The organism is Methylobacterium gossipiicola (genome assembly GCF_900113485.1).
Lineage (GTDB): Bacteria > Pseudomonadota > Alphaproteobacteria > Rhizobiales > Beijerinckiaceae > Methylobacterium > Methylobacterium gossipiicola.
The window spans coordinates 39780-63198 of sequence record NZ_FOPM01000024.1; the positions used below are offsets into that span (position 1 = coordinate 39780).

A 23419-nucleotide genomic window follows, 5' to 3' on the forward strand; every position below is an offset into this window, starting at 1 on the left:
CGACCTTTTCGCGGGTTCCGGCCGGAAAGCCCCTACACCAGATATTGCTCGATGACCGCTGCCCCGAGGCGATTGTTCTCGGCGATGAACGCCGTGACGAACTCGTGCAGGCCGGAGGTGAAGATCCGATCGATGTTCTCGCCCTCCAGCCGCGCCAGGGTGTTGCTGGCGAAACGCTGGCTCGCGCCACGTCTGCCATAGGCGTCGGCGATGAGGTCGAGGTTCTCGACGAGCATGCTGTAGCAATTGGTCAGCGACCGCGGCATCTGCCGGTTGAGGATGAGGAGATCAGCCACCAGCAGGGGCTTCACGCTCTCGCGGTAGACCCAGTGATAGGCGTTGAAGGCCGAGACCTCGCGCAGGATCGTGGTCCACTGGAAGTAATCGAGGCTGCCCCCCACGCGCTCGTTGGCGGGCAGGAGGATGCGGTACTTCACGTCGAGGATGCGGGCGGTGTTGTCGGCCCGCTCAATGGCCGTGCCCAGCCGGGTGAACCAGTAGGCGTCGTTACGCAGCATCGTCCGGTAGGCCGAGCCGTCGAAGGCCAGGGAGACGCCCTTCACCCATTCGAGGAAACGCGAGAACTCGTCTCGGTTGAGATCGCGCCCCTCGTAGTTGCGCAGTTCCAGCCACGCGCCGTTGATGGCGTCCCACATCTCCGTAGTCAGGGCCGTGCGAACGCTGCGGGCATTCTCGCGGGCGGTCTCGATGCACGAGCGGATCGAAGAGGGGTTGTGCCGGCTGAAGGCAAGGAAATCGCAGACGGTCGCTTCCGTCACCCCGTTGTACAGGGGCTTGAACACCTCCGGGTCCCCGGCGGAAGCGAGCGCCGAGGCCCATTCGTTGGTCTCACCGCCGCCGTAGCTCGACGGCAGGGCCGCGAGCCGATGCGCCGCATCGAGGATGCGAGCGACGAACTCGGCCCGTTCGACGTAGCGGGAGAGCCAGTAGAGGTTGTCTGCGGTCCGGGACAGCATGGGCTTCCGTTGAGACGCCGGACACCCGCGCGACGCGACGGGGCCGTTGGGCTGAGGGGAGGGACTATGCGAAGGGGGAAACGGGTTGGAAAGCGGACCCGGACCGGCCCGCTATCGAAACGGTCGCGCTGTCAGGCGTCGAGGACCCAGGTGTCCTTGGTGCCGCCGCCCTGGCTCGAATTGACCACGAGCGAACCCTCCTTCAGGGCGACGCGGGTGAGGCCGCCCGGCACGATGCGGATCTCGTCGGAGCCGCACAACACGAAGGGGCGCAGGTCCACGTGCCGGGGTGCGACGCCGGAGGCGACGAAGGTCGGGCAGGTGGAGAGGGCCAGGGTCGGCTGGGCGATGAAGCCGTCGGGCGCGTGGCGCAGCTTGCGTCCGAACTCCTCGATCTCGCGCTTCGTCGCGTGCGGCCCCACCAACATGCCGTAGCCGCCCGAGCCGTTGACCTCCTTCACCACGAGATCGGCGAGGTTGTCCATGACGTAGGCGAACGCCTCCTTCTCGCGGCAGCGATAGGTCGGCACGTTGTGCAGGATCGGCTCCTCGCCGGTGAAGAACCGCACGATTTCCGGCATGTAGCTGTAGACCGCCTTGTCGTCGGCGATGCCGGTGCCCACCGCGTTGGCGAGGGTCACGGTGCCGCGCTCGTAGGCGTTCATGAGGCCGGGCACGCCGAGCACCGAATCGGGGCGGAACACAAGGGGATCGAGGAAGTCGTCGTCGAGGCGGCGATACAGAACGTCGACCCGGCGCGGCCCCTCCGTGGTGCGCATGTAGACCACGTCGTCCTTGGTGAAGAGGTCGGAGGCCTCCACGAGATCGACGCCGAGCTTGTCCGCCAAGAACGAGTGTTCGTAGAACGCCGAGTTGTAGCGACCGGGCGTCAGCAGGGCGACGGTGGGGTCGCGGGTCGCCGTCGAGGGGGCGAGCGACCGCAGGGTCGCCAGGAGCGCGTCGGGATAGTTCTCCACCGGCGCCACGCGGTGCCGCGAAAACAGTTCGGGGAACAGCCGCAGCATCACCTCGCGGTTCTCAAGCATATAGGAGACGCCCGACGGGGTGCGGGCATTGTCCTCCAGCACGAAGAAATCGTTCTCGCCGGTACGGACGATGTCGATACCGGCGATGTGGACGTAGAGGTCGTGCGGCACCCGGAAGGCGCGCATCTCCATCCTGTAATGCGGGTTGCGATAGACGAGATCGGCCGGGATGATGCCGGCCTTGATGCAGTCCTGCGCCCCGTAGATGTCCTTCAGAAAGGCGTTGATGGCGGTGACGCGCTGCTTCAGGCCCCGCTCGAGGAAGCCCCATTCGGGCTTGGTGATGACGCGGGGGATGATGTCGAAGGGAATCAGCCGCTCGGTGGATTCGTTGGCGCCGTAGACCGCGAAGGTGATGCCGATGCGGCGGAACAGCATCTCCGCCTGGCTGCGGCGGGTGTTGAAATGCTCCGGCGGCGTGGTGTCGAGCCAGGTTTTCAGGCTGCCATAGGCCTCGCGCACGGAGGCATCGTCGAGCGCCCCCTGGGGCAAACCCGTCATCTCGTCGAACGCAGCGAGCGCCATCCGCGCCTCCCTTAAACGCCAGGCTTCAGGCAAGAGGCGCGCCAGGGGCGGGCGACCGGCCGTGCGGGATCTCGATCGGACCCCTTGGACCCACGCTAACACGCCCGGCGCGAGGGGACATCGGATCTCTCCGAAAACGCGCGGCTCGCGCGGGCAACGTCTTCGTGTGCGGTTGTGCGCCCGAACGTTAAGTCCCACTGAACGGCGCGAAGGGCGGTCAGATCAGCTTCAGGCCCTTGAGACTCGCATGGCCCTCGCGCCCGAGGATCACGTGGTCGTGGACGACGACGCCGAGGGGATCGAGAACGCCGACGATCTCGCGGGTCATGCGGATATCGGCCGCCGAGGGCGTCGGGTCGCCGGAGGGATGGTTGTGGGCCAGGATGATGGCCGTGGCCGACAATTCGAGGGCCCGGCGCGCCACCTCGCGCGGATAGACCGGGGTGTGATCGACGGTGCCGCGCCCCTGGATCTCGTCGGCGATGAGGTGGTTGCGCCGGTCGAGGAACAGCACCCGGAACTGCTCGCGGGCAGCAAACGCCATGGTGGCGCGGCAATAGTCGAGCACCGCGCTCCAGGAGGACAGTAGCGGCCGGTCGGCGATGGCGCCCCGGGCGAGGCGCTGACCTGCCGCTTCCATGAGCTTCAAATCGGCGATGACGGCGGCACCGATGCCTTCGATTTCAGCAAGTCGCGCCGGTTCGGCCGAGATCACCTCGGCGAAACTTCCGAATCGGCGGATCAGTGCCTTCGCGAGAGGCTTCACGTCGCGCCGGGGAATGGCGCGAAACAAGGCAAGCTCGAGGAGTTCGTAATCCGGCAGGGCGTCGGCGCCGCCTTGCGCGAAGCGCGCCCGCAGGCGGTCGCGATGGCCGAGATAATGCGGCTCGGTCTCCGTCGGCCCAGGTGCCTCGCCGGCCAACAGGGAAGGGTCGGGAGGTCGGCGGGCGCCCATGGCGGCGGTCTCAGGCGGCCGGATTGACCGGCTGATGCAAGCCCTTGGGTGAGAACGTGAAGATTTCCACCCCCGTCTCCGTCACCCCCACGGTGTGCTCGAACTGAGCCGAGAGCGACCGGTCCCGCGTCACCGCCGTCCAGCCGTCGGACAACACCTTCACGGCGGGGCGGCCGAGGTTGATCATCGGCTCCACGGTGAAGAACTGGCCGGGCTTGAACACAACGTCGTAGCTCGGCTCGGCGTAGTGCAGGATGGTGGGGGCGTCGTGATAGGTCCGCCCGAGGCCGTGGCCGCAGAAATCGCGCACCACGGAGCAGCGCTCGGCTTCGGCGTAGGCCTGGATCGCCCGGCCGATATCCGTGGTCGAGCCGCCGGGCTTGATCGCCGCGATGCCACGCATGAGGCATTCGTGAGTGATCTCGCACAGGCGCTGGGCCTTGCGCGGCACCTCGCCGACATAGGCCATGCGGCTCGAATCGCCGTGCCAGCCATCGACGATGAGGCAGATGTCGAGGTTGACGATATCGCCCTCGCGCAGGGGCTTGTCGTTGGGGATGCCGTGGCAGACAACGTGATTGATGGAGGTGCAGATCGATTTCGGATAGCCGCGATACAGCAGCGAGGCCGGGTACGCGCCGTGGTCCATGGCGAAGGTGTAAGCGAGGTTGTCGAGGTACTCGGTGGTCACGCCCGGGGCGGTCGCTTCCATCAGCACGTCGAGGGCCTCGGCCGTGAGGCGTCCGGCCTTGCGCATGCCCTCGAAGCCCTCCGGCCCGTGGATGGGCGGCTCGGGCGAGCGGCGCCCGCTGTCGGAGACGGCCTGATCGTTCTGGGTCATGGGCGGGCGTTTCGTGGCTGGCCGGGAAAGGCCCTCTGTACGACCCCACGCGCGGGAGGCCAACCCTGCGCGGAGGCCGGCCGGACCTGGTTCACCCCTAGGCGCCGGGGCGGGGAGGGGTTAGACAGCACTTCGATGAACGCCCGCGCGGGTTGCGACGGGCCGGCAGGCAGGACGGGACGATGGCTGACAAGGCGGTGCCGCACTTCCATAACGATGCGGGCGTGGCGGTGATCCATGTCGGATCGCGGGAATTCATGTGCATCGGCGCCCGGCCGCCCTTCGATCATCCGCATGTGTTCCTCGACATGGGTTCGGACGACGAAATCATCTGCCAATATTGCTCGACGCTCTACCGCTACCGGCCGAGCCTGAAGGCCGGGACCGCCGATCCGGCGGCCTGCATCTGGGACGACCGGACCCCAGCGGCCGCCTGAGCCTCCGCTTGGCCCCCGCGCAGCCTTCCCCGATGGTCCACCACGTCGCCATCGTGGGTGCCGGAATCGGCGGCCTCGCGGCGGCGTTGGCCCTGGATGCCGCCGGGCACACCGTCACCCTCATCGAGCGCCGCACCGGGTTCAGCGAGGTCGGGGCGGGGCTGCAGCTCTCCCCGAACGCCAGCCGGGTCCTCATCGGCCTCGGCCTCGGCGCCGCCCTACGCCGGGCCGCGAGCGAACCGCCGGGCGTGACCGTGCGCGCCCTCGGCACCGGACGGACGCTCGGGACGGTTCCCCTTGGGGCGACCCATCGCGAAGCGTTCGGCGCGCCCTATTACGTGATCCACCGGGCCGACCTGCAGACCCTGCTCCTCGACGCCGTGCGGAGCCGGACCGGTATCCGCCTCCTCATGGGTCGTGACGTCGTCGGCCTCGCCGAGACGACCGAGGGCGTCGACCTCACCTTGGAGAGCCACGACGGCGCCCGCTCCGAGACCTTCGCGGCCGACCTCGCTGTGGGCGCCGACGGTGTACGCTCGCGCCTGCGCGGCCACCTCGACACCGCGCCCCTGCGCCCCTGGAAGGCGGCGGCGTGGCGGGCTCTGGTGCCGCGCGAGGCGCTGCCACCGGAATTCGATTTCGACGTCACGGGCCTGTGGCTCGGCCGCGACCGCCATGTGGTGCATTATCCGATCCGGGGGGGTAGCCACCTCAACGTCGTCGCCGTGGTGCCGGAGCGGGCCGGCACCGACGACTGGGGCCAGCTCGGTGAGACGGCGGTCCTGCGCGCGCGCTTCCCCGATGCGGCGCCTCCCTTGGCTGCGGTCCTGAGCCAGCCCGATTCCTGGCTGGTCTGGTCCCTCGTCGACCGCCCCGCCGCCGATCCCCTGGCCCGTGGCCGCCTCGCCCTCCTGGGCGACGCCGGCCATCCGATCCTGCCCTTCCTGGCCCAGGGCGCGGCGCTCGCCATCGAGGACGCGGCGGTTCTCGCGCAGGTCCTGGGCACCGCCCCCGTACCGGCGGCACTCGCGGCCTACGCCGAAGCCCGTCGAAGCCGCGTCCGAAAGGTCCGCGCCGCCGCCCGCGCCAACGGCCGCAGCTACCACGCCGGCCCCCTCGTCGGCGGCGTCCGCGACGTCGTGATGCGCCGCCTCGGCCCCGCCGGCATGACCCGCCGCTATCGCTGGCTCTATGGCTGGATGCCTTGATCTCAGAGCCCGCGCCCGCTACCGCAGATCCCGGAATGCGGACGTGGCGAAATCGGTAGACGCACGAGACTTAAAATCTTGCGGCCTTTGGCTGTGCGGGTTCGAGTCCCGCCGTCCGCACCAAACTGCCGATCCAGGCTAAGCCCCTGCTCTCGATGATCTTTCTTAGCCATATCGGTACGGTTCATCGCTGTCGCCTACCGGCTCGGTAGCGGCAGTCTGGCGATCTCGTGTCCGTTTTTGTGCCACGCGTTCGATCTCTTCGTGGAGGTCGTCAGTTCGGAGGTGACCGTAGCGGGCTGTCATTTGCAGTGTTGCGTGGCCAAGAATGCGACTCAACCGGTAGAGGTCGCCGCCGTCCTGCACCCACCAGGAGGCGAAGGTGTGCCGCAGATCATGCCATCTGAAGTCTTTGATCTTCGCGCGTTCACAGGCGCCCTCGAATGCCTTGCGTGGATCGCCGACACGACGGCCGTCCGATCTGCACAAGAGGTACGGCGACCGTGGGCGTGAACGTTGCTCCAGCATCTCTCGAATCACGACGAGCGCCGCCCGCGATAGAGGCACCAGTCTCGGACGGCCCGACTTGGTCACCTCCAGATGCAGTTCGCGGCGTCGCAAGTCGATACTCGTCATCGTGAGGCTGAGCAGTTCCTCCTTACGCAAGCCAGTCTCGACGGCTAGCACTAGGATCGGCTTCAGGCTGGCGGACGCGGCATCGTGCAGGCGGACGAACTCGTCACGCGTCAGATAGCGAGTACGCGGGCGGCTTTCCTTCAGGGCTTTCTTGACCGCCTTCGTGACCGGTGATGTGACCACCCATCCCCAGCGTTCAGCCATCGTGAACACCGACCCCAAAAATGCGAGGTCCCTGCGGATGGTCGCGTCGGCAACCTCTGTACGTTTGCGGATCGTCACGAACTCGGCGATCACCCGCCGGTCGATCTCGTCGAGGTGCAACGGGCCAAGAATGCGAGTCAGGGTCCTGGCGTTATAGCGGTACGTCTCGATCGTCCCTGTTTTGAGCCGAACTTCCTCAAAGAAACGCTCTATGGCCTCAGTCAGTAGGTGCCGGGGCAACACCTCGCCACGAGCGGCCTGGGCGTGCTCCTCCATCAACTTCGCCAGGAGGGCTTGGGCCTCGCTCTTCTTCGAGGTTTTGGCCGACCGCCGGATGTGAGCGCCGCCCATGCGGAAGCGCACCCACCAGACATCACCACGTCGGTAGACCGTCGCCATTCCACCCTCACCGAGATCATCGTCGAGGACGGACCCCAGCACGATCCCGGAATCCCGCAAGCGAATGGTGGGGCCAAGGCTGGGTGCCGATCGCCGGTCAGGCTCGGCAGCACTGCATCGCGGCGTCAAAGCTCGTTCAAACTGCGGAAACGGCACAGCAAGCTGTCAATAAATCTTTTGCTAAAAATCTAGCAAAAAAATAGTGAGGTCTCATCAGACGGGATTTATGTTGATCATATCAGCCGCTGTGGCCGATTTTGATTTGTAGGACTATAATTTTACATGGCAAATAATTACACTTACATTGTTCATTCCAATGATAAGCAGTCTCTGGAAGAGCATATCTATTTTGCTCGCGTGTGGATGGATGTGGCAGATATTATCACGAAGGGTCAGGATAATCGCTGGACATTCAAGACCGATTGCAAAGACCTTGAGTTCGCGTTCAAGAACAAGCTTCATCGCGACCGCTTCGCCAAGCGCGTCAATGATATCCACATGGCGATCCGTAAAAAAAATCATGCATTCGCCTGCGCGCTGCTCCCACCAAAGGCATACAGCCGCTCCTGAACTGGCTAGCCTGCCAGCCTCGACGGACAGGCAACAGGGTCGTTCCGGGCAACAGGTCTGGAGCGGCCCGGCTCCTTATCACCACGTGGCGAACGCTATCGGTTTTGAGTGTCGCCGCCAGTCGGTGTGCCAGCGAACGGCAAGCGTTCAAGTTGATGATGCCGAAGGCGCTGGAGAAGAAAAACGTCCGGCGCCGGACGTTCGATATGAGCGTGCTGGTCGGGAGGGGCGCTAGTAGGAACGATCGCAGCACGATCGACGCCAGACCCGACGTCAGGCTGCCTCGACGATCTCGCCTTGTCCCTGCGCGGCCAGCATGGCGGTCCTGATCCGCTGCACGGTGGCCGTCCCTGCGCCCGTCCGGCGGGCCGTCTCCCGAACGCCAGTGCCTGCGATCAGCAGTGCGCGGATCGCCTCGACCTTGGCAGCATCCATCGGCGGGCGGCCCAGGCGAGTGCCCTTAGCCTTCGTGCGCTCAAGCCCAGCCAGGACCCTGTCGCGGATCATAGCTCTCTCAAACTCCGAGAACACTGCGATCATACCGAACAGCGCTCTGCCCGAAGGGGTCGTCGAGTCGAGCGCCTGCGTGTGGCAGTAGATGCCAACGCCCCGAGCTTGCACCTCCGCCAGAAAGCCGACGAGGTCCTGGAGCGAGCGCCCAAGGCGGCAGATCGACCAGACCGCAACGAGATCGAACTCTCGACGTGCGATCCCTCGCAGCACCGCGTCAAAGCCAGGACGTCGGTCGCGCCCCTTGGTGCCTGAAACGCCCTCGTCGGTGTGAACCGCCACGATGGTCCACCCGAGCCGCAGCCCCACTTCGTTCAACTGCCGCAGTTGGTTCTCGACCGTCTGGTTCTTCTCGGTCGATGTCCGGGCGTAGATCGCCACGCGCATCATGGACGGTCGTCCAAACCGAGGGTGGTCAGGAGGACAAGACCTGTCGCGGTGATCCGGAACCGCACAAGGCGATCGTCTTCCAACACAGGAGCGAGATAGGCGTGCCGCAAGCCCTGCTTGATGATGTCCTTGTCCGGCCTACCCCAGCCATCTCGGAAGGCGAACTCGACCGGGAACTCGTCGTGTGGGAGCGGCTCAACAGCATGCTGTGCGAGATCGCGGTAGGTCGCCAGGGCAGCAGCATCGCGCCGTCCGCGCCATCCTCGGTCGCCTCTACCCCCGCGATCCGACCGCCACCATGCCTCAGAAGCTGTGTTCTCGACTGCCGACCGACTCACGGTCAGCACGTCACTGTCGCCGTCATAGCGTCCATGGGCCAGCGACATCGCCTGCCGGAGTTCAAGAGTGATCTGCATGCCCTCAGGCTCTCACGTCCCGAAGAACCGTCAAGCCAATCCTGTCCCACAAACAGATGGTTCTGGATCAGCCGGATTTGGGCGACCGCTCGAAGGGAAATCGGGGCGAATGACGGAAGGGTTTTTGGGACAGGGCGAGTGGCGGTCGCCGATACCCCTGCCACCCGCAACCCTCATCCTGATCGTCGATCAGAATCAGCGAAGCACGGACTGGAGAAGGCGCAAACGAATGGTGGGTTTGGATCGGAGAACTTCACGCGGGATGGTCGAGGCGAAGGGCGAGCCGGAACGTCACGAGAAGGTCCTGCCTGATCTTCGACAAGGCAGCTTGAAGGCGTTTGACTCAGTATCTCGGTGGCCCCCGGAGCCTGCGCATGGTCGAGCCCTGACTCAAGGTCTACGCGGTCATCTCCGATGATGGACGCCTCGTCACCGCTGCGCGGCGACAAGGACACCACCGTCGATGAAGGTTCGGCGTGATAGTGGCGACCGTTGGCCGACGAGACTGATGGATCACTGACTGTCACCAACGACCCCCGCTCGTTCGCCTGCTTCTGGGTCAAACGTCCTCTCCAACGCATCACTCACCCCTAAGTCCGATGGGTGTGTGAATGAAGGTGTCGCGTCTCATTCCCCCTCTACCCCCCGATCCGCTTTCGCTTCGCCAAAAAACGGGACAAATTTCATCCTTTCATCATCGATGTTGACTCAAACGCAGCGCTGTGCGAGTTAATGGTCATGGCGCTGGGACGCCTTTTGTCACGGGGATTGAAATGGACGCGGATTACAAGGCACGCCAAGAGGAATACGGCGCAGGGTACGAGGGCGGTGAGCCCCGAGAAATGAACGATCTCATCGTCGCGACGGGCGAATGGTTGGAGAAGCTCGTCTGGTCGCCCACCGCCGCCGATGCCGCGATGAAGGCGCTCTATGCCGAGATCGTTGGCTCGGAGGACATCGACGCCGATCCGAGCGCCTCCTGGCGTGATCTCTGGCGCGATGGGGTCGAGCGGCATTGGGACAGCGTCACCCTACAGGTGGTGATCGAGCTTCACGCATTCGCCTTCTGGGGCCTGCGGCCGGACCTGAACTTTCTTGAAGTGCAAGAGAGCGACAGCCTCGCCGCCTCCATCGAGCGGACAATCGCGAAGCTGCGCGCGCTCCTCGACGCGGCGCCGCCCGGATGGGCGAACCTCGCGGAGATCGAGCGGACGGTCGCGGCGGCGGAAGCGCGCATTCGCCTTGATACGGGCCATGACGTGACCCTGGAACAACTCGCGGCCCTGGCGGAGGTTAGCGTCAAGAGCATGAAGAACCTCCTCGCCCCCAAGGGAGGGTCCGGCGACCTCAAGCTCGATGCCAAGGACGAGATCGCACGCTCGGCGGCCCTTCACTGGCTGGGTCAGCGTCCGAAGTTCAAAAGCTCGCTCTGGAATGCGGCGGGAGACCTCCCCGATACGTCATCGGCGTCCGAGGAGCCCCTCGACGAGGTGGTCTTCGTGCCCGTGGCCAAGGATGGCTCGTGCTTCGATCCCGCAACCTGCCGGACGTCGCGCGGCTACACGATCGGCGCCAAGGGGGCCGAAATTCACGTCAGCGACTATCGCGAGGCGCTCGACCAACTCGCCCGGATGAAGACGCCGCGCTGGCGGCGGCTCAACGCGGCGGGCGGCTGGGGGCTCGTGACCGGAACGACATGGCAGCGCCGGGAGCTTCGCGAGCTTGCGCTCCTCAAGTCCCCCTACGCCGGGAGCGCGTCCGCATGATCGCGAGCACCTTGACCCTGCACGCCGAGGCCCGCCTCCAGCAGCGGGCGATCCCGCTCTACGTGGTCGAGCTTCTGGAGCAATTCGGATCGGTCGCGCGCTGCGGTCAGGCCGAGCGTCTGACCTTCGACAAGCAGGCCAGGAAACGCCTCGCGCGTCATCTGGGCGGCCCGAGGAGTCTCCGCGTGATCGACCGCTGGCTCGACGTCTACGCCGTGATTGGCGACAGCGGTCATCTCATCACCACCGCGCATCGCACCGGTCGGTTCCACCGGCCCTGACACCGGCAACGCCGGTTCGGTCCTCCCTCCGTTCATCTTCCAAAAAATCGAGGCATCAAAACCAATGGACACTCAGTCCACGCTTCCGCACGCCCCATTCCCGGCTCACGGCCCCATCGCCTGCCGGAAGTGCTTCACCAACGCCGCGCCAGAACAAGACTTCGGCCCCTGGCGCGCCGTCAACGATCCCGGCGCCTGGGGCGCGGCCTCGCCCGAAGTCCTGGTCCTGGGATTTTCCAAGGGGTTCACCCAGGCACAGGCCGTCCAAAGCGGTCCCTTCGAGGCCATTCCGTTCAAGCGAATGCGTCCGCGCCTCTCGGAGGTCCTTCAGGTGCTTGGTGTTCTCGAAGAGGATCAGCAGGTCGATACCCGGATGGTCGCGGAAGAGCGGACCATCGCGTTCGGCTCGCTGGTACGATGCAGCCTTTCCCGGTTCGACGCCAAGGCTGGGAAGCACGCCTGCACCGGGCCGATCATGGCCAAAGCGTTCACGGAGGCGGGCGCGGCGCCAATTGTGAAGCGCTGCGCCGAGACCTACCTCAATCATCTGCCGCGTAGCGTGAAGCTAGTGGTCATGCTCGGGACGGGCGACAACTACATTCAGGGCTGTCGAGAAACGGTTCGACGCCTGCATGGGATGAGCTTCGGGTCCATCAACACCGTCGCCTATCGAACAGGCGAGGTAACTTGGGTCCATGCCAGTCACCCCTCTGGGATCAATGTCTCCCATCATAAAGTTTGGATGGCCGGTGATCCAGCTACAAAGCAGGGGCGGAAGCGTCTTCTCGCCATGGACGCGGCTCGCGGCGCTGGGTTTTAGTCCTGCGTGTCGAAACTCTGAACAGGCCCACCCGCTACGTCCCTAGCCGGAACGTCGATGGCATGTATTCACGCCCGCAACATCACCGACTGCCTGCAAGCGTATCATCACCAAAATCTCAACGCGTTGAGAAAATGCGAAGGAGATCGTTGCTTGGGGAGGGAAGAGTTAACGTTTAGGTTTGTACGCCAACATCACTCTTAATGCGATGTGGAATATGCGCAAACCCGGTTCGGTCAGTAGCCTAGAAACCCTCGGTCGGGTCCGGCTATCGAAAAACTTCTTCATGCGTGATTTTCTCTACTCAGAGATCGCGAACCTTCACGGCATCCCAAATATTCCTGACGATCCAGACCTTGCTGTCAAATCCGGCAAGCAACTCTGTGAACAAATCCTCGAGCCGCTTCAGGCGACGTTCGGACGGATCGGAATACGTTCGGCCTACCGTTCGCCAGAGGTGAATGAGTACGGCAATCAGCATGGCTACAACTGTGCTTCAAACGCTGCGAATGCCGCTAGTCACATCTGGGACGCACTCGACAAGAACGGATGCATGGGGGCAACTGCTTGCGTTGTCGTGCCCTGGTTTGCCGATTGCTACACGGGCGAAGGTGACTGGACGCGAATGGCATGGTGGATTCACGACCATCTACCCTATTCGACGATGTGCTACTTCCCGACACTTAGTGCGTTCAATCTCTCGTGGCACGAGCGCCCCGAACGCACCATATCCAGCTACGTTAAGCCGAAGGGCTACTTGACGAGGCCAGGAATGGCGAACCACGAGGACGATCATAGCGCCGAGTACGAAGGATTTCCCACGCTATTTCGTGAAGGTTGAAGACCAATGGCAAAGGCCATTACCGGTCGAAGCACTCTTCATCCAGCTTCTGGATCGTCAAATTTGGTTCAATTCACCATACAACGCGATGCCAGATCATCGTCTATAATAGATCGAACCATTTCTTGAATGGAGTCCATTCAGTAATGGTCGCAAATTTCCTGGCGTCGAATGTGGGAACGCTCAATGTAACGGGCGCCACCTTTTCCATGTCGAAGTAGGAAAATTTGACAGCAGAACTGTCCGTGAGCTTTATCCAAACAAGCACACCCGGTAAAGGAAGCTTGTCTTTGATAAGGCTCGTTTCGAACTTTCTACCAGTTCGCAGGTGTTCAATCTCATGGCGGAACGACTTCGTTCTCAGAATTCGAAAAATCTTCCAGCCACCTTTTTCATCAGGTAGCTTTGGCTTCGCCTTAGCTTCGTACTTCGTTCGAAACTCATCCATGCGCAGTTGATTATAGAACGTGGATGTCGTTTTTGCTCGATCCGTGCAACGATGTTTGGGCCATGGCGGGCCAATATCATCGAAGAAGACACGGCTGCCAAACGAATTCGAGTAAAAATACACTTTGACACCGCAAACAGGACAGTTTGCATTTGGTGTCATGAAGGACGTAGACACCTCGGGAGAGAAAACATACTCGTTTTTCGATGGAGCAGAGGCAACGTAAGTTCTATTATTTTTGGTTGAACCCCATGCAGTGTTTCCGTGCCACTTTCCTCCCCAGCCGCAATCACAGCCAAAAGAGTGATTACTGGCATTACAAGGCATGACACAAACCTAAGCAGACGCAATCTTAGATGAGGTAGCGCGCGCCCATTCTCCGCGTAAATGCCCTAATCGCGTGCGCGCGATTGAACGCGGCTTTGGACGAGCTTTGGTGTGGATAGGCAGACACCCCGTGCTGCTTCGTGAAGTCGGCCGTCGTGCCATTCGACCCAGCCGTGCCCTCAACCTGCTCATCGGGGCCGTCCTGCACAGAGCGGAACGCCTAAAACTCTGGGAACCGCGTCAGGTACTTGATGTCGATGCGATCGGGCGGCTGAGCCAGGACCTCGCGCCCACGTGCGGTGATCCGGAAGTGTGCCCTACGAGTGAGTTCGACGATTCCAGCCTTCCCCAGATAGCTCTTGGCCCAATGGACGCGATTGGCGAAGGTGGTCTGGCGTCCGGATGGCAGGAGGTGCGAGCGCTCCTCGGAGGTGAGGTGGAAGTTGTTTGTGAGACGCTCGACAACATCCCCGATTCTTACCTCGTCCGCTGCGGCCTCTCGCAAAACCGGCAGCATCAAAGTCTGGACGTCCCGGATTGCCATCGTGTTGGTCTCTTGATCCGGCAAAAATGCGGGCGCTTCACGTTGCCTTATCTACAGGCTGCTTTGAGGTGAAAACCTCAGCATCCAAGCTGCTCTGATTACGATCAAGCCAGTTTTTGGATCGCGCGTAATCTGGCATCAACGTCGCCATAAGTGCCCAGAATTCCGCCCCGTGCGATCGGATAGAAAGGTGAGCTAATTCGTGGGCGACGACGTATTCCATCACCGCCTTTGGGGCGAACACGAGCCTCCAGTTGATCAGGATCGAACCGGTCGGGCCACAGGCGCCCCAGCCGGTCTTCATGTCGGCGACGCGGATCGTGCGGGGCTTCAAGGCGAAGCGACGCTGGTAGGTGCGGGCAAACGCTATGACGTCGCGTCGGACCCGCCGCTTCAGCCAAAGCTTGATCTCGGCTGCAACAACGCCGTCCTGATCCTTCTCGCGTACCCATGACGGTAGGTCCACGAGGAAGCCGTTCTGGTAGCTGATGTCGATGTGCGGCCCATCATGGCGGCGCACGGTGAGCCGAGCCATCCGGCCGCGATAGGGAATTTTAGAGCCCGTCATGAACCGGGGCACGACGGCGCGCTTGGCGGTCGCGGTCTCAAGCTCGCGCAGTGCATTGAACAGCCACTGCCGTTTGCGATTCAGAAAGTTATCGATTTTGGCGTCGTCGTCCGTCGTGAGAGCCAGTACCTCCACAAGGCCCGGCGTGACCGTAATCCGTCGTTCGGACGCGGCGGCAGACCGCCGAAGCTCGTAGACGACCTCGGTCTGGCCGATGCGAACGACGCCCATCAATGCGCCTCGGCGTAGGCGTGAACGGCGTAGTCTTCGATCTCGTCGCGGACGACGTTGGCGTCGTCGAGGTCGAGCGGGCGCAGCAACTTGCGGACCTCCCGTCGAAGCTCTTTCTTGTAGCCGTCCATAAAGAACCACGACGGCTGGTTGGCCTGCGCCCTGGCGTAGAGACAGCCCACCTCAATGGCGACACCTTGAAGGACTGTGTGGTCCGCATCCGACACGTGCGGCTCCATGATCCGAAGGATCGCGAAGGCACGCTCGTCCATGCCTAGTTTGTCGTGGGCGCCCGCCTCCGCCTCGATGCCGCCGGTTAGGTCCTCCAGGTCCTTCAGCCCCTCGGCGGCGGCGATCTGGCCCTGCTCGAAGCGGCGGATAATTTCTAGGACCCGCTCGGAGAAACGACCGTACTGGGCTGGGTTCTTATCAACCGCTTCGCGGGTCACACGCTTCAATTCGGCGGCTTTTCGAACGAACGCCTCGTGAAGCTCCTCCTCCGACTTCCCCTCGGTTTGGAAGTCGTCCTTGAAGTCCGGGTCGGTGATGTTGCGAAGGCGGACGGTCGTGGTCAGGCCGGTTGCGCGAACGTGGACCTCCAGCATGTCCCTGATCTTGCCGGAGTAGGTCAGGTGATCAAGGCTTTCGTCCTTGGTGATTGCCTGCTGGGCTAGCCGAAGGAACGTGGCGGTCCATTTCATGTCCACGGTGAAGTCGAGTATCGCTGGATCGGGGGACAGGTCGCTATAGGTTCGCACGAAGTGACGACCCAGCCGCTGAAGCTCAAACCAGTCGTCCTCCCGGCCATCAGACACCAATTTCTCCACAGCGTAGGCAGCGCCCTTCTCGTCCATGCCGCCGAGACCCATCAACCGACGCTGGCGCGTGAAGCGGGCATGGGTCTCGCGCAGGTCGCGGCGCAGCAGGTCGAGGTCGCGAAGTGCATTCTGGACGTCTTCGGCACGATAGGATGACAGGGCGTCATCCAGGTGCTGAGTGACGCCGATGTAGTCCACGATCCGGCCGTGCGGTTTATCGACGTTCGTGCCGTCTGACTGCTTGATCGAGCAAGTGCGGTTGGTACGAGCTATAGCCTGGAGCAAGCCATGCTCACGCAGCGGTTTGTCCAAATACATGACATGCTCATTCGGCGCGTCGAAGCCGGTGAGCAGCTTGTCGCAGACAATTAGGAAGCTCGGTTCATCGATGTTACCCTTGAAGGCTTTCTTGACGTCCTTCTCTTCTTGGTCGTCGAGGAAGTGGGCGTTCAACTGCTGACGCACGCTTTCCACTGCCGGGTCTTCGGAAGGATAGCTATCCGTCTGAGCCTTGGAGAAAACGCAGGCAATCAAGCGCTCGGCCTTCGCCATCGCGTCTACCTCGGCAATGCCGTTCTTGGTCAGATCAGCAGCGATCACATCGGCTAATGCCGCGCGATAGAGAACGATAGACTCGCGGTCGATGGCAACGATCTGAGCCTTGAAGCCATCCGGGCGGCAGGTCTGTTTGAAGTGCTCCCAGATATCGCGGGCAATCAGCCGGATGCGCTCAGGGTGTTTGGCGATCAATGCGAGACTGACGCCTTTCTGCTTTAGCTTCTCGCGCTTTTCATCGGACAGATCGACAAACCAGCGGTCGAACAGGATGTCGATCTCGGCTTCGTTGATCGACCATTCGGTTTTCCGGCCTTCGTAGAGGATCGGCACGGTAGCGCCATCGCGCACCGCATCATCAATCCCGTACTTGTCGAGGTAGGTCTCCCCCGGCTCGCTAAAGCGGGCGTAGGTATCTTTATCGCTCTTCTTGATCGGTGTTCCAGTGAAACCAAAGTAGCGCGCAGCGGGCAGTGTCGCCCGAAGGAAGCCGCCGAGGTCTTTATCCTGCGTGCGGTGGCATTCGTCCACTAGCACAATCCAATTCCCCGAGTTCGGGATGGGCTTCTTCGAGCCTTGAAATCTGAAAATAGTCGAGAGCAGAATTCGGCCCGAACCGGCTCGCGCTACTTCCGCGCGGAGTTCAGCGACCGTTGCGGCTTGCTTAGGATTGGGCAGGCCGCAGGCAACGAAGGTCTTGGAAATTTGTTCGTCTAAGTCGATGCGATCGGTAAGGACGAGGATGTTGGGATTCTGAAGCGTTGGAGCGTCCAGCGTCAGATGAGTCTTCAGCTTCAGGGCGAGGAAAACCATCGTCAGGCTCTTGCCGGAGCCTTGCGTGTGCCAGATCAGGCCCTTCTTCTTGGTCCCCTCGGCGACCCGGTCCACCGCCTTGTTGACGGCCCGGAACTGCTGATAGCGGCAGACCTTCTTAATCCGCCGCCCGCTGTCGGGATCGGTCTCGAAGACAATGAAATGTGCCAACAGGTCCAGCAGCCGCGACGGCTCCAGCAGGCACCAGAGGTCTTTGGTCAGGTCGTCGCCGAACCTATCGCGGGAGCGAGGCCACGGATCGGGCCACGGCGCATAGAACTTCGACGGGGCACCAGTCGCGCCATACAGCGTCGCCATGCCGTCCGTGACGATGCTGAAGGCGTTGGGATAGAACAGGCGCGGGATGTCGCGTTCATATTGCTTGATCTGCTCAAACGCCTGACCAGAACGATCCGCAGCCTTCAGCGGGCATTTGGCCTCGATCACGACCAGCGGGATGCCGTTCACGAACACAACGATATCGGCGATGCGCGACCTTTGCGCCTCGACCCTGACCTGACGCACGACGTGGTAACGGTTCCGATCGGGATGCTTGAAGTCGATCAGCGCGACCGGCCTATCCTTGGCCCCGCCCTTCAGCCGCCGGGAATAGGCGCCACGTAGGCGCCGCTGCCATTTCTCGTTGTCCGATAGAGTGGAGAGGTCGTTGTAGATCGCCTCGGCGTCTTCGATGCCCAGCCCCGCGTTCAGAGCCCGAAGAGCCTCGATCAGGACCGACTTCAACAGAACGCGATTCGCCTCCTGGCGCATCGCCATCGCCGCCTCTGGATGAAGCGCGGTGTAGCCCATGGCCGTCAGAATATCGAGCGCGGGCTGCTCAGCGAGGCGATACTCACTCATTCCCGCACCCTGACCCGGCCTGAAAGGAGGTCCGAGGCAACGGATGTCTTAAGGGCAGCCGTTTGCGCTAACGACGCGCAAGCGTGATCGAGCGCAACATCAATTTCCGCAAGAGTGTTCGCCACAACGTGCTGAGTAGCCAAATCGGGACAAGGTATCGGCAGTCGGCGTATATCCCCTACGCGAACGTGTCCGACCGTTGAGCCGCCTCCGAGGTTCCGCAGATAGCTTTGAACTGGCTCGCTCTGAAGAGCGTAGAGTAGGAACGAACTGTCAATTATGTCTGACTTGGGGCGGTAGAGCATCATTCTTTGGCCCAAGCAAACTGGCTCATCGTCTGGAACTGCGCACACTTCCCCGATTGGCGCCTCACGCGTGATAAGTACATCACCTGCTCTGGGACGTCCGCGCCGGGTCCATTCCTCAAATGAATTAGCGTCTGTTCGTACCAAGTTTTTTCGCACGAAACGTCCGTTACGAACGTTGGGCGTTCTGACAACGGCAAAGCCAGTATCTGAGATCGGGGGCGTTCGATTCTTGCAATCGATGACAGCCTCACAAACATCCTCTGCCGGAGACACAGTCCATCCAGAAGGTAAGGACCCAAGAATTGTGTCTTCCACCTCGTCTCCTTCCTGAGGAGCGAACAAGTCTCGGAGTGCGAGCTTGCGAAGAAGGCGCAGATTCGTGATTAAGAGATCGCTCAAACGACGAGCCTCGTCTATTGATCGCAGCACCTCAGCAATTCGACGTTGCTCATCTAATGGCGGGAGTAGGGTTGGCAGCGCGCCTAGATTTGAACGTGAGATGCGGCTCCTAGTCGTGCCAGACGCCGCGCCGAGGGCTAGTTCACGAAAGCTGTGGTCCGATATAGCGTAGCTTAAAAAAGACTGATCGACGCCCTTCCGAGCACGAGCGATTGCTATATCCACCACGGTAGCGGCGGGTTGATCCAAGCCCGGAAAGAGACAGCAGCGCGCGATAGGATCGGCCATGCGTGCAATTAGTAGATCGCCCGGCTGTAGTAGTGAGCATCTTAGGTCGCGCGCCTTCTGAGTTGTCAGAAAACGGTTGGATTTGTTCAGAAATGCGCCGTCGCCAATGTCTGCAAGTTGGATCAAACGTACTTCACCGTCCGGGTTTTGGTCCTTACTTTCTACCCAATCGCCATCAGTAAAAAATTCGCAGGATGCGGCGAGCGTAGTTGACTCCCAAGCGTCTGGCGCCTCATTCGACATAGCCAAGCCTCCTGAGGTGACCGAACATCACGGCCTCGGCCTCGTCCCGCTGAGCGATCAGGTCTTGAAGCTTGGCGGCTTCGGCGGCGACATCCATCGCCTCGGCTTCTGTGCCGGTTTGGACGTAGCGACTGATGCTCAGATTAAAGTTGTTGCCTGCGATCTCTTCAAGCGGCACGACGCGAGCCAGCCGGTCTATGCTGGCAAAGCCGTGGAAAGCGTCCGATAGGGTCTGTACATTTGTTTCGGTCAGAGTGTTTTGGGCTTTACCTGGGGTAAAGGTGGCATCACCGTTGATGACGAGAACTTTGCCTTCGCGCTCGATGGGTTTCCCTTTGCAGATAATGAGGATCGCCGCCGGGATACCTGCTCCATAGAAGAGATTAGGTGCCAGCCCGATTACCGCCTCAATGATGTCCGCCTTCAGCATGGACTCTCGGATTCGACCTTCAGCGCCGCCTCGGAACAGCACGCCATGCGGCACGACCACGCCCAGCATGCCGTCGTCCTTAAGGGACGCGATCATGTGCTGGACGAAGGCCAAATCGCCATAGCCCTTTGGCGGCACACCATAGACGTCGCGTCCGAATGGATCGCCGTTAGTCCACACCTCGTGCCCCCACTCTTTTGCCGAGAAAGGCGGGTTTGCCATCACACGGTCATAGGCCCCGACGCCGGGGATGAACTCCTGCGCACGCGGGTCATAGCGCTTGGGGTCGAGGATGGTGTCACCCTTGGCGATGAAGGCATCGTCGATATCATGCAGAAACAGGTTGATCTGGGCGATGGCCCAGGTGTCCAGTTCCTTCTCCTGTCCGTGGAGCGAAACGCTGCGCGGGTCCTGGCTGTGGGCCTTCAGGTGCTGGACCGCTTCCAGCAGCATGCCGCCCGAGCCACAGGTAGGGTCGTAAACAGACATGCCCGGCTCGGGATCGAGGCACGCGACAATCAGCTTTACGACCTGTCGTGGCGTATAGAATTCACCTCCCTTCTTGCCCGCGCCCTCGGCGAACTGCTCGATCAGATACATGTAGGCGTCGCCCAGCATGTCTGGCGGCACGTCGCTATTACGCAGACGGTGCTTCTCGAAGTGAGCGAGCAACCGCTCCAGTCGGGCGTCAGGGAACCGTTCCTGGTTGGCGAAGTCCACATCGCCGAACACGCCGCGTAGACGCAGGTTGGCGTCTTCGATGGCCGCGAAGGCGTTGTTCAGATGCTGGCCGATCTGGGTCGCGTGCTTCCGAACAGCCCTCCAATGGTGCTGAGGCGGCACATGGAAACGGTGCTCATCAGGTTCAGCCGCCTCCTTGCGGTCGCCCGTTTCGGCCAGCAGAACCTCGAACTCCTCGTCCCACACGTCGCAGAGGCGTCGGTAGAACAACAGGGCGAAGATGTAGTCCTTGAACTTCCCTGCATCGACGTGACCCCGCAGGATGTCCGCTGCTTGCCAGAGATGGCGTTCGAGTTCCGACTGAGTGAGGGTCGGCTTGCGGCGAACTTCTGCCGGAGTGCTCATATCCATCGTCGCGCCTCGGTCAAAATGTCTGCCAAGGTTCTAGCGGCGGAGGCGTTCGCGGACTGTTGTTGGTTCGCATCGGCAAGGGGGAATCTCATCCAGCCAAAAAGGCTACGCGCAACCAACATGGGCATGCCCAGCATGCGGGTCATCGACCCTGGCAACCCTCGGCTCGTTTTGCCCATCTGGTTTTGCTTGCGCGATTTCAAGTCTGTGTGACTCTGTTGGCCAGTGATCATGGATCAAGGATCGCAGCGTGGCGTATGGACCGATCAGTGAGTACCTCCAGTGGGAGGTGCGGTGATGGAAAACCGGCTCGAAGCTCGGATCGCGGCAGGGAAAGCGATCGATAGAACCCTGCATAACAACCATCCGATCACTGGCTGGCCCCTCGCCGTCCTGGCATGGCTCGACCGCAATGGTGCGCGTGGGCTGCTTGCGGACCTCGCGGTCGCTGGACCGCTGACCCGGCAAGCGGCGTACATCGTGGTCGCCGACGCCGATGTCGATGCGCCACGCAGGTTTCTTGACCGTCTTGGCATCCAGGCAAACGGCGCCGAGGGGATCGGGATCGCGCTCCGGACCCGGCACGCCAGGGACCTGATCGCGGCGACCTACGAGGCTCACCCTCGGGACGTGCCCTCGGGCCTCCTGCGAGCCCTGGCTCGGGTCCAGGAAGGTGCCTCCGAAGTTCCCGGCTTCGATCCGCTCGATCGCTGCGAGAGCTATCGTCAGCTTTTCGATATCTTCGTGGGTGATCGCGATGGCCGTCGTTCGAACGCGCTTCGCTACTCGGGTAAGATGCGGTCCAGCTTCATCTGCGCCGTGAATGAACTCGACCCGGTCCTGGTCTGGCCCGAGGTTGTCCGCCGAATGGGGACGGTAGAGCACATCGAACGCGCCAATGGATTGCTGCGCCTGATGCGCGAGATCGCGACGCAGACGTCGGATCAGGATTTGGTGGCGGCGATGCGGCAGTCCCTGGCCTCGGGCAATCCGCTCGATGCGTTCGCCCGCAAGGTGATCGGCCGGGCCGACCACCTCCCCGTTCCGAAGCTTCCTCAGGTCGAGGGGGTTCGTGTGCTGTCTACGGCTGAGGCGTACCGCCAGCATGGGGTTTCGATGCAAAACTGTGCCGTCACCCGGTTGCCTGAAGCGGTTCTCGGCCTCATCGCCATCCTGGAGGTGACGCATCGGGAGGAGGACGGGAGCCAGACTATCGTGGCGGTCGCCCTAACCCCAATGACGAGCGGCGTTTGGGCAGTTTCGTCGATCACGGGCGTGGCAAACGCGCGCCCGAGTGGGGCTGCGCTCAGAACGACATTGCAGAGGCTTCTCGCCTTGGGCGTGCAGATACCGGGGCCGTCCGCCGACTTTCGCCACCGCACGGTCTTGGCGACCATGCTGGGCGTCATTCGCTACGATGTTTTCGACGATTTCATCCGCGAGACCGGCGATCCCTATTCGGAAGCTCTGGCGGAACTTGAGGATGCGCTCGGGCAGGCGGCGTGATGGATGCCGTCACCATCCTTTTGGAAGCGCCCTCTCACGAGGTCCTTAGAGATAAACGGGGGGTCGTCGTTGGACGGATCGAGCAACAGAGGCTTACCGGCAAATCGGTGGCCCGTGATGCCCGAGGACGTGTGGTTGGGGTGTATAATCCCCGCGAAGGGCTGACGCGGGATGCCTCCGGCAAGGTCGTCGCCCGAGGCAACCTCCTGATCGGACTGCTCCGGCCGTGGTGATCGAAATCGACGACCTCGATTTTTCCGCCTTCTCGCCCGAGCATATCGCGAGGGTCCGGCCCATGATGGAGGAGCTTGCGGTGAAAACCCGCCGCAATTTGCGCCTGCTCGACAGCATCCTCGGAATCCAGACCGAGGCGCCCAACCTTGCTCACGAGCACGATTGCCTGTGTCTCGACCTGCACGAGGCCAACACGCTGACCGCCGCCCTGAAGGACGATCTCACCCTTGCCCATCGACGGATCAAGGTTCTTGAAGACCGTCTCGCGGCCTTAGAGGACACAGAGGTAGAGGCTGCGGTCTACCGCTCCGTAGGACTGGCCTCCACGGCCCACGCCGTGGTTGTCAGTGCGGCCCGACGCGCCCTCCTCCACCACCTCCACCCGGATCGCACGCCGCCTGCTCAACGCGCAGAGGCGACGCGGCGATTTCAGATAGCGAGTGCGGCGTTCGACAGGATCGTGGAGCTTCGGCGATGACGAGCCTCCTGATGCTGATCGTGCTGGTCTGGTGCTGCCGCAGAGCACTCCTGTGGATCACCGTGAGGTTGGCCATCTTCGCCGCTGGCTTCCGGATCGGCTGGAAGCTCCTGGACCGATGCTAGGGCGTGTCATCGCTTGAGCCAATCGAGGGCGGCTGCGAGGCAGAGGACGCCGGTGAAGCTGGCGGCGGTCTTTTCGTAGCGCGTGGCGATGGCCCGCCACTCCTTGAGCCTGGCCCAGAGGCGCTCGACCTGGTTGCGGTTATTGTAGATCCAGTCCGGGCAGGCGACGGGCGCCTCATGGCGCTGGGGCGGGATCGCAGGCCGTGCGCCCATGGTCCAGATGTGGTCGCGAAAGGCGTGGCTGGTGTAGCCACGGTCGCCCACGACCCACTTGGGCACGCCGGGCAGCCCATCGAGCAACGGAACCGCATGGGGCAGCTCATGGGCCT

General features: G+C 62.3%; 23 protein-coding genes and 1 tRNA gene. 10 read left to right on the forward strand and 14 right to left on the reverse strand.

The window, feature by feature from the left end:
* Window positions 1-32: 32 nt before the first annotated feature.
* The 4 genes from BM249_RS17360 to map all read right to left on the reverse strand — a co-directional run bounded on the left by BM249_RS17360 (window position 33) and on the right by map (window position 4344).
* Entirely contained in the window at window positions 33-977 is a 945-nt protein-coding gene (locus BM249_RS17360; protein ID WP_091974350.1) for an alpha-E domain-containing protein, read from the reverse strand.
* 131 nt (window positions 978-1108) lie between these two features.
* A complete protein-coding gene (locus BM249_RS17365; protein ID WP_091974352.1) occupies window positions 1109-2548 on the reverse strand; it encodes a circularly permuted type 2 ATP-grasp protein in 1440 nt (479 codons plus the stop codon).
* Window positions 2549-2765: 217 nt separating this feature from the next.
* Window positions 2766-3503, reverse strand: a complete 738-nt coding sequence (gene radC, locus BM249_RS17370; RefSeq protein ID WP_091974354.1) for a RadC family protein — start codon at window positions 3501-3503, stop codon at window positions 2766-2768.
* A gap of 10 nt (window positions 3504-3513) precedes the next feature.
* Window positions 3514-4344: a type I methionyl aminopeptidase gene (gene map / locus BM249_RS17375; protein ID WP_091974355.1), complete on the reverse strand. Its 831-nt coding sequence runs from the start codon at window positions 4342-4344 to the stop codon at window positions 3514-3516.
* A 182-nt stretch (window positions 4345-4526) separates the two neighbouring features.
* On the opposite strand from map, the gene BM249_RS17380 reads away from it, so the two are divergent.
* The 3 genes from BM249_RS17380 to BM249_RS17390 all read left to right on the forward strand — a co-directional run bounded on the left by BM249_RS17380 (window position 4527) and on the right by BM249_RS17390 (window position 6112).
* Window positions 4527-4781 (forward strand): zinc-finger domain-containing protein, encoded by a 255-nt coding sequence (locus BM249_RS17380; RefSeq protein WP_091974357.1) that lies wholly within the window; start codon window positions 4527-4529, stop codon window positions 4779-4781.
* Between the two features lie 32 nt (window positions 4782-4813).
* Window positions 4814-5989: an FAD-dependent monooxygenase gene (locus BM249_RS17385; protein WP_091974358.1), complete on the forward strand. Its 1176-nt coding sequence runs from the start codon at window positions 4814-4816 to the stop codon at window positions 5987-5989.
* A gap of 37 nt (window positions 5990-6026) precedes the next feature.
* Window positions 6027-6112 (forward strand) — tRNA-Leu (locus BM249_RS17390).
* A gap of 42 nt (window positions 6113-6154) precedes the next feature.
* On the opposite strand, the gene BM249_RS17395 is transcribed toward BM249_RS17390, so the two are convergent.
* Window positions 6155-7270, reverse strand: coding sequence for a tyrosine-type recombinase/integrase (locus tag BM249_RS17395; RefSeq protein WP_244528839.1), 1116 nt, complete (start codon window positions 7268-7270; stop codon window positions 6155-6157).
* 240 nt (window positions 7271-7510) lie between these two features.
* Here BM249_RS17395 and BM249_RS17400 point away from each other — a divergent pair, with 240 nt between their 5' ends.
* Window positions 7511-7798 carry a hypothetical protein gene (locus tag BM249_RS17400; RefSeq protein WP_143103789.1) on the forward strand — a complete coding sequence of 96 codons (288 nt, stop codon included), beginning with the start codon at window positions 7511-7513 and terminating at the stop codon, window positions 7796-7798.
* 273 nt (window positions 7799-8071) lie between these two features.
* Here the strand turns inward: BM249_RS17400 and BM249_RS17405 are convergent, their stop codons facing one another.
* Both BM249_RS17405 and BM249_RS17410 read right to left on the reverse strand, forming a co-directional pair.
* Window positions 8072-8698 carry a recombinase family protein gene (locus BM249_RS17405; RefSeq protein ID WP_091974361.1) on the reverse strand — a complete coding sequence of 209 codons (627 nt, stop codon included), beginning with the start codon at window positions 8696-8698 and terminating at the stop codon, window positions 8072-8074.
* Window positions 8695-9114 carry a hypothetical protein gene (locus BM249_RS17410; RefSeq protein WP_091974364.1) on the reverse strand — a complete coding sequence of 140 codons (420 nt, stop codon included), beginning with the start codon at window positions 9112-9114 and terminating at the stop codon, window positions 8695-8697. The genes BM249_RS17405 and BM249_RS17410 overlap by 4 nt, the downstream gene beginning before the upstream one ends.
* Window positions 9115-9887: 773 nt before the next feature.
* Here BM249_RS17410 and BM249_RS21860 point away from each other — a divergent pair.
* From BM249_RS21860 to BM249_RS17430, 4 genes are all read left to right on the forward strand, one after another.
* A complete protein-coding gene (locus BM249_RS21860; protein WP_210187003.1) occupies window positions 9888-10880 on the forward strand; it encodes a hypothetical protein in 993 nt (330 codons plus the stop codon).
* A complete protein-coding gene (locus tag BM249_RS17420) occupies window positions 10877-11161 on the forward strand; it encodes a hypothetical protein (RefSeq protein WP_091974366.1) in 285 nt (94 codons plus the stop codon). Before BM249_RS21860 ends, BM249_RS17420 begins: the two co-directional genes overlap by 4 nt.
* A 64-nt stretch (window positions 11162-11225) precedes the next feature.
* Window positions 11226-11981, forward strand: a complete 756-nt coding sequence (locus tag BM249_RS17425; protein ID WP_091974368.1) for a hypothetical protein — start codon at window positions 11226-11228, stop codon at window positions 11979-11981.
* Window positions 11982-12198: 217 nt separating this feature from the next.
* Complete coding sequence (locus tag BM249_RS17430) at window positions 12199-12822, forward strand: hypothetical protein (protein WP_091974370.1); 624 nt, start codon at window positions 12199-12201, stop codon at window positions 12820-12822.
* Between the two features lie 103 nt (window positions 12823-12925).
* On the opposite strand, the gene BM249_RS21380 is transcribed toward BM249_RS17430, so the two are convergent.
* The 6 genes from BM249_RS21380 to BM249_RS17455 form a co-directional block, all read right to left on the reverse strand.
* A complete protein-coding gene (locus BM249_RS21380; protein WP_143103790.1) occupies window positions 12926-13432 on the reverse strand; it encodes a hypothetical protein in 507 nt (168 codons plus the stop codon).
* A 385-nt stretch (window positions 13433-13817) separates the two neighbouring features.
* Complete coding sequence (locus BM249_RS17435) at window positions 13818-14141, reverse strand: winged helix-turn-helix domain-containing protein (protein ID WP_091974372.1); 324 nt, start codon at window positions 14139-14141, stop codon at window positions 13818-13820.
* Between the two features lie 37 nt (window positions 14142-14178).
* Window positions 14179-14940, reverse strand: a complete 762-nt coding sequence (locus tag BM249_RS17440; protein WP_091974374.1) for a M48 family metallopeptidase — start codon at window positions 14938-14940, stop codon at window positions 14179-14181.
* On the reverse strand, window positions 14940-17987 hold the full coding sequence (locus tag BM249_RS17445; RefSeq protein WP_091974376.1) for a type I restriction endonuclease subunit R: 3048 nt from the start codon (window positions 17985-17987) through the stop codon (window positions 14940-14942). Before BM249_RS17445 ends, BM249_RS17440 begins: the two co-directional genes overlap by 1 nt.
* Complete coding sequence (locus tag BM249_RS22230; protein ID WP_143103791.1) at window positions 17984-19225, reverse strand: restriction endonuclease subunit S; 1242 nt, start codon at window positions 19223-19225, stop codon at window positions 17984-17986. Before BM249_RS22230 ends, BM249_RS17445 begins: the two co-directional genes overlap by 4 nt.
* A complete protein-coding gene (locus tag BM249_RS17455; protein WP_244528840.1) occupies window positions 19215-20747 on the reverse strand; it encodes a type I restriction-modification system subunit M in 1533 nt (510 codons plus the stop codon). The genes BM249_RS22230 and BM249_RS17455 overlap by 11 nt, the downstream gene beginning before the upstream one ends.
* A gap of 297 nt (window positions 20748-21044) precedes the next feature.
* Between BM249_RS17455 and BM249_RS17460 the strand changes: the two genes are divergently transcribed.
* Together BM249_RS17460 and BM249_RS17470 are read left to right on the forward strand one after the other, a co-directional pair.
* Entirely contained in the window at window positions 21045-22253 is a 1209-nt protein-coding gene (locus BM249_RS17460) for a hypothetical protein (protein ID WP_091974380.1), read from the forward strand.
* A 226-nt stretch (window positions 22254-22479) separates the two neighbouring features.
* Window positions 22480-22965: a hypothetical protein gene (locus BM249_RS17470; protein ID WP_091974384.1), complete on the forward strand. Its 486-nt coding sequence runs from the start codon at window positions 22480-22482 to the stop codon at window positions 22963-22965.
* A 131-nt stretch (window positions 22966-23096) separates the two neighbouring features.
* Here BM249_RS17470 and BM249_RS17475 read toward each other — a convergent pair.
* On the reverse strand, window positions 23097-23419 hold a 323-nt coding region (locus BM249_RS17475), incomplete at its 5' end, for a transposase (protein ID WP_143103792.1).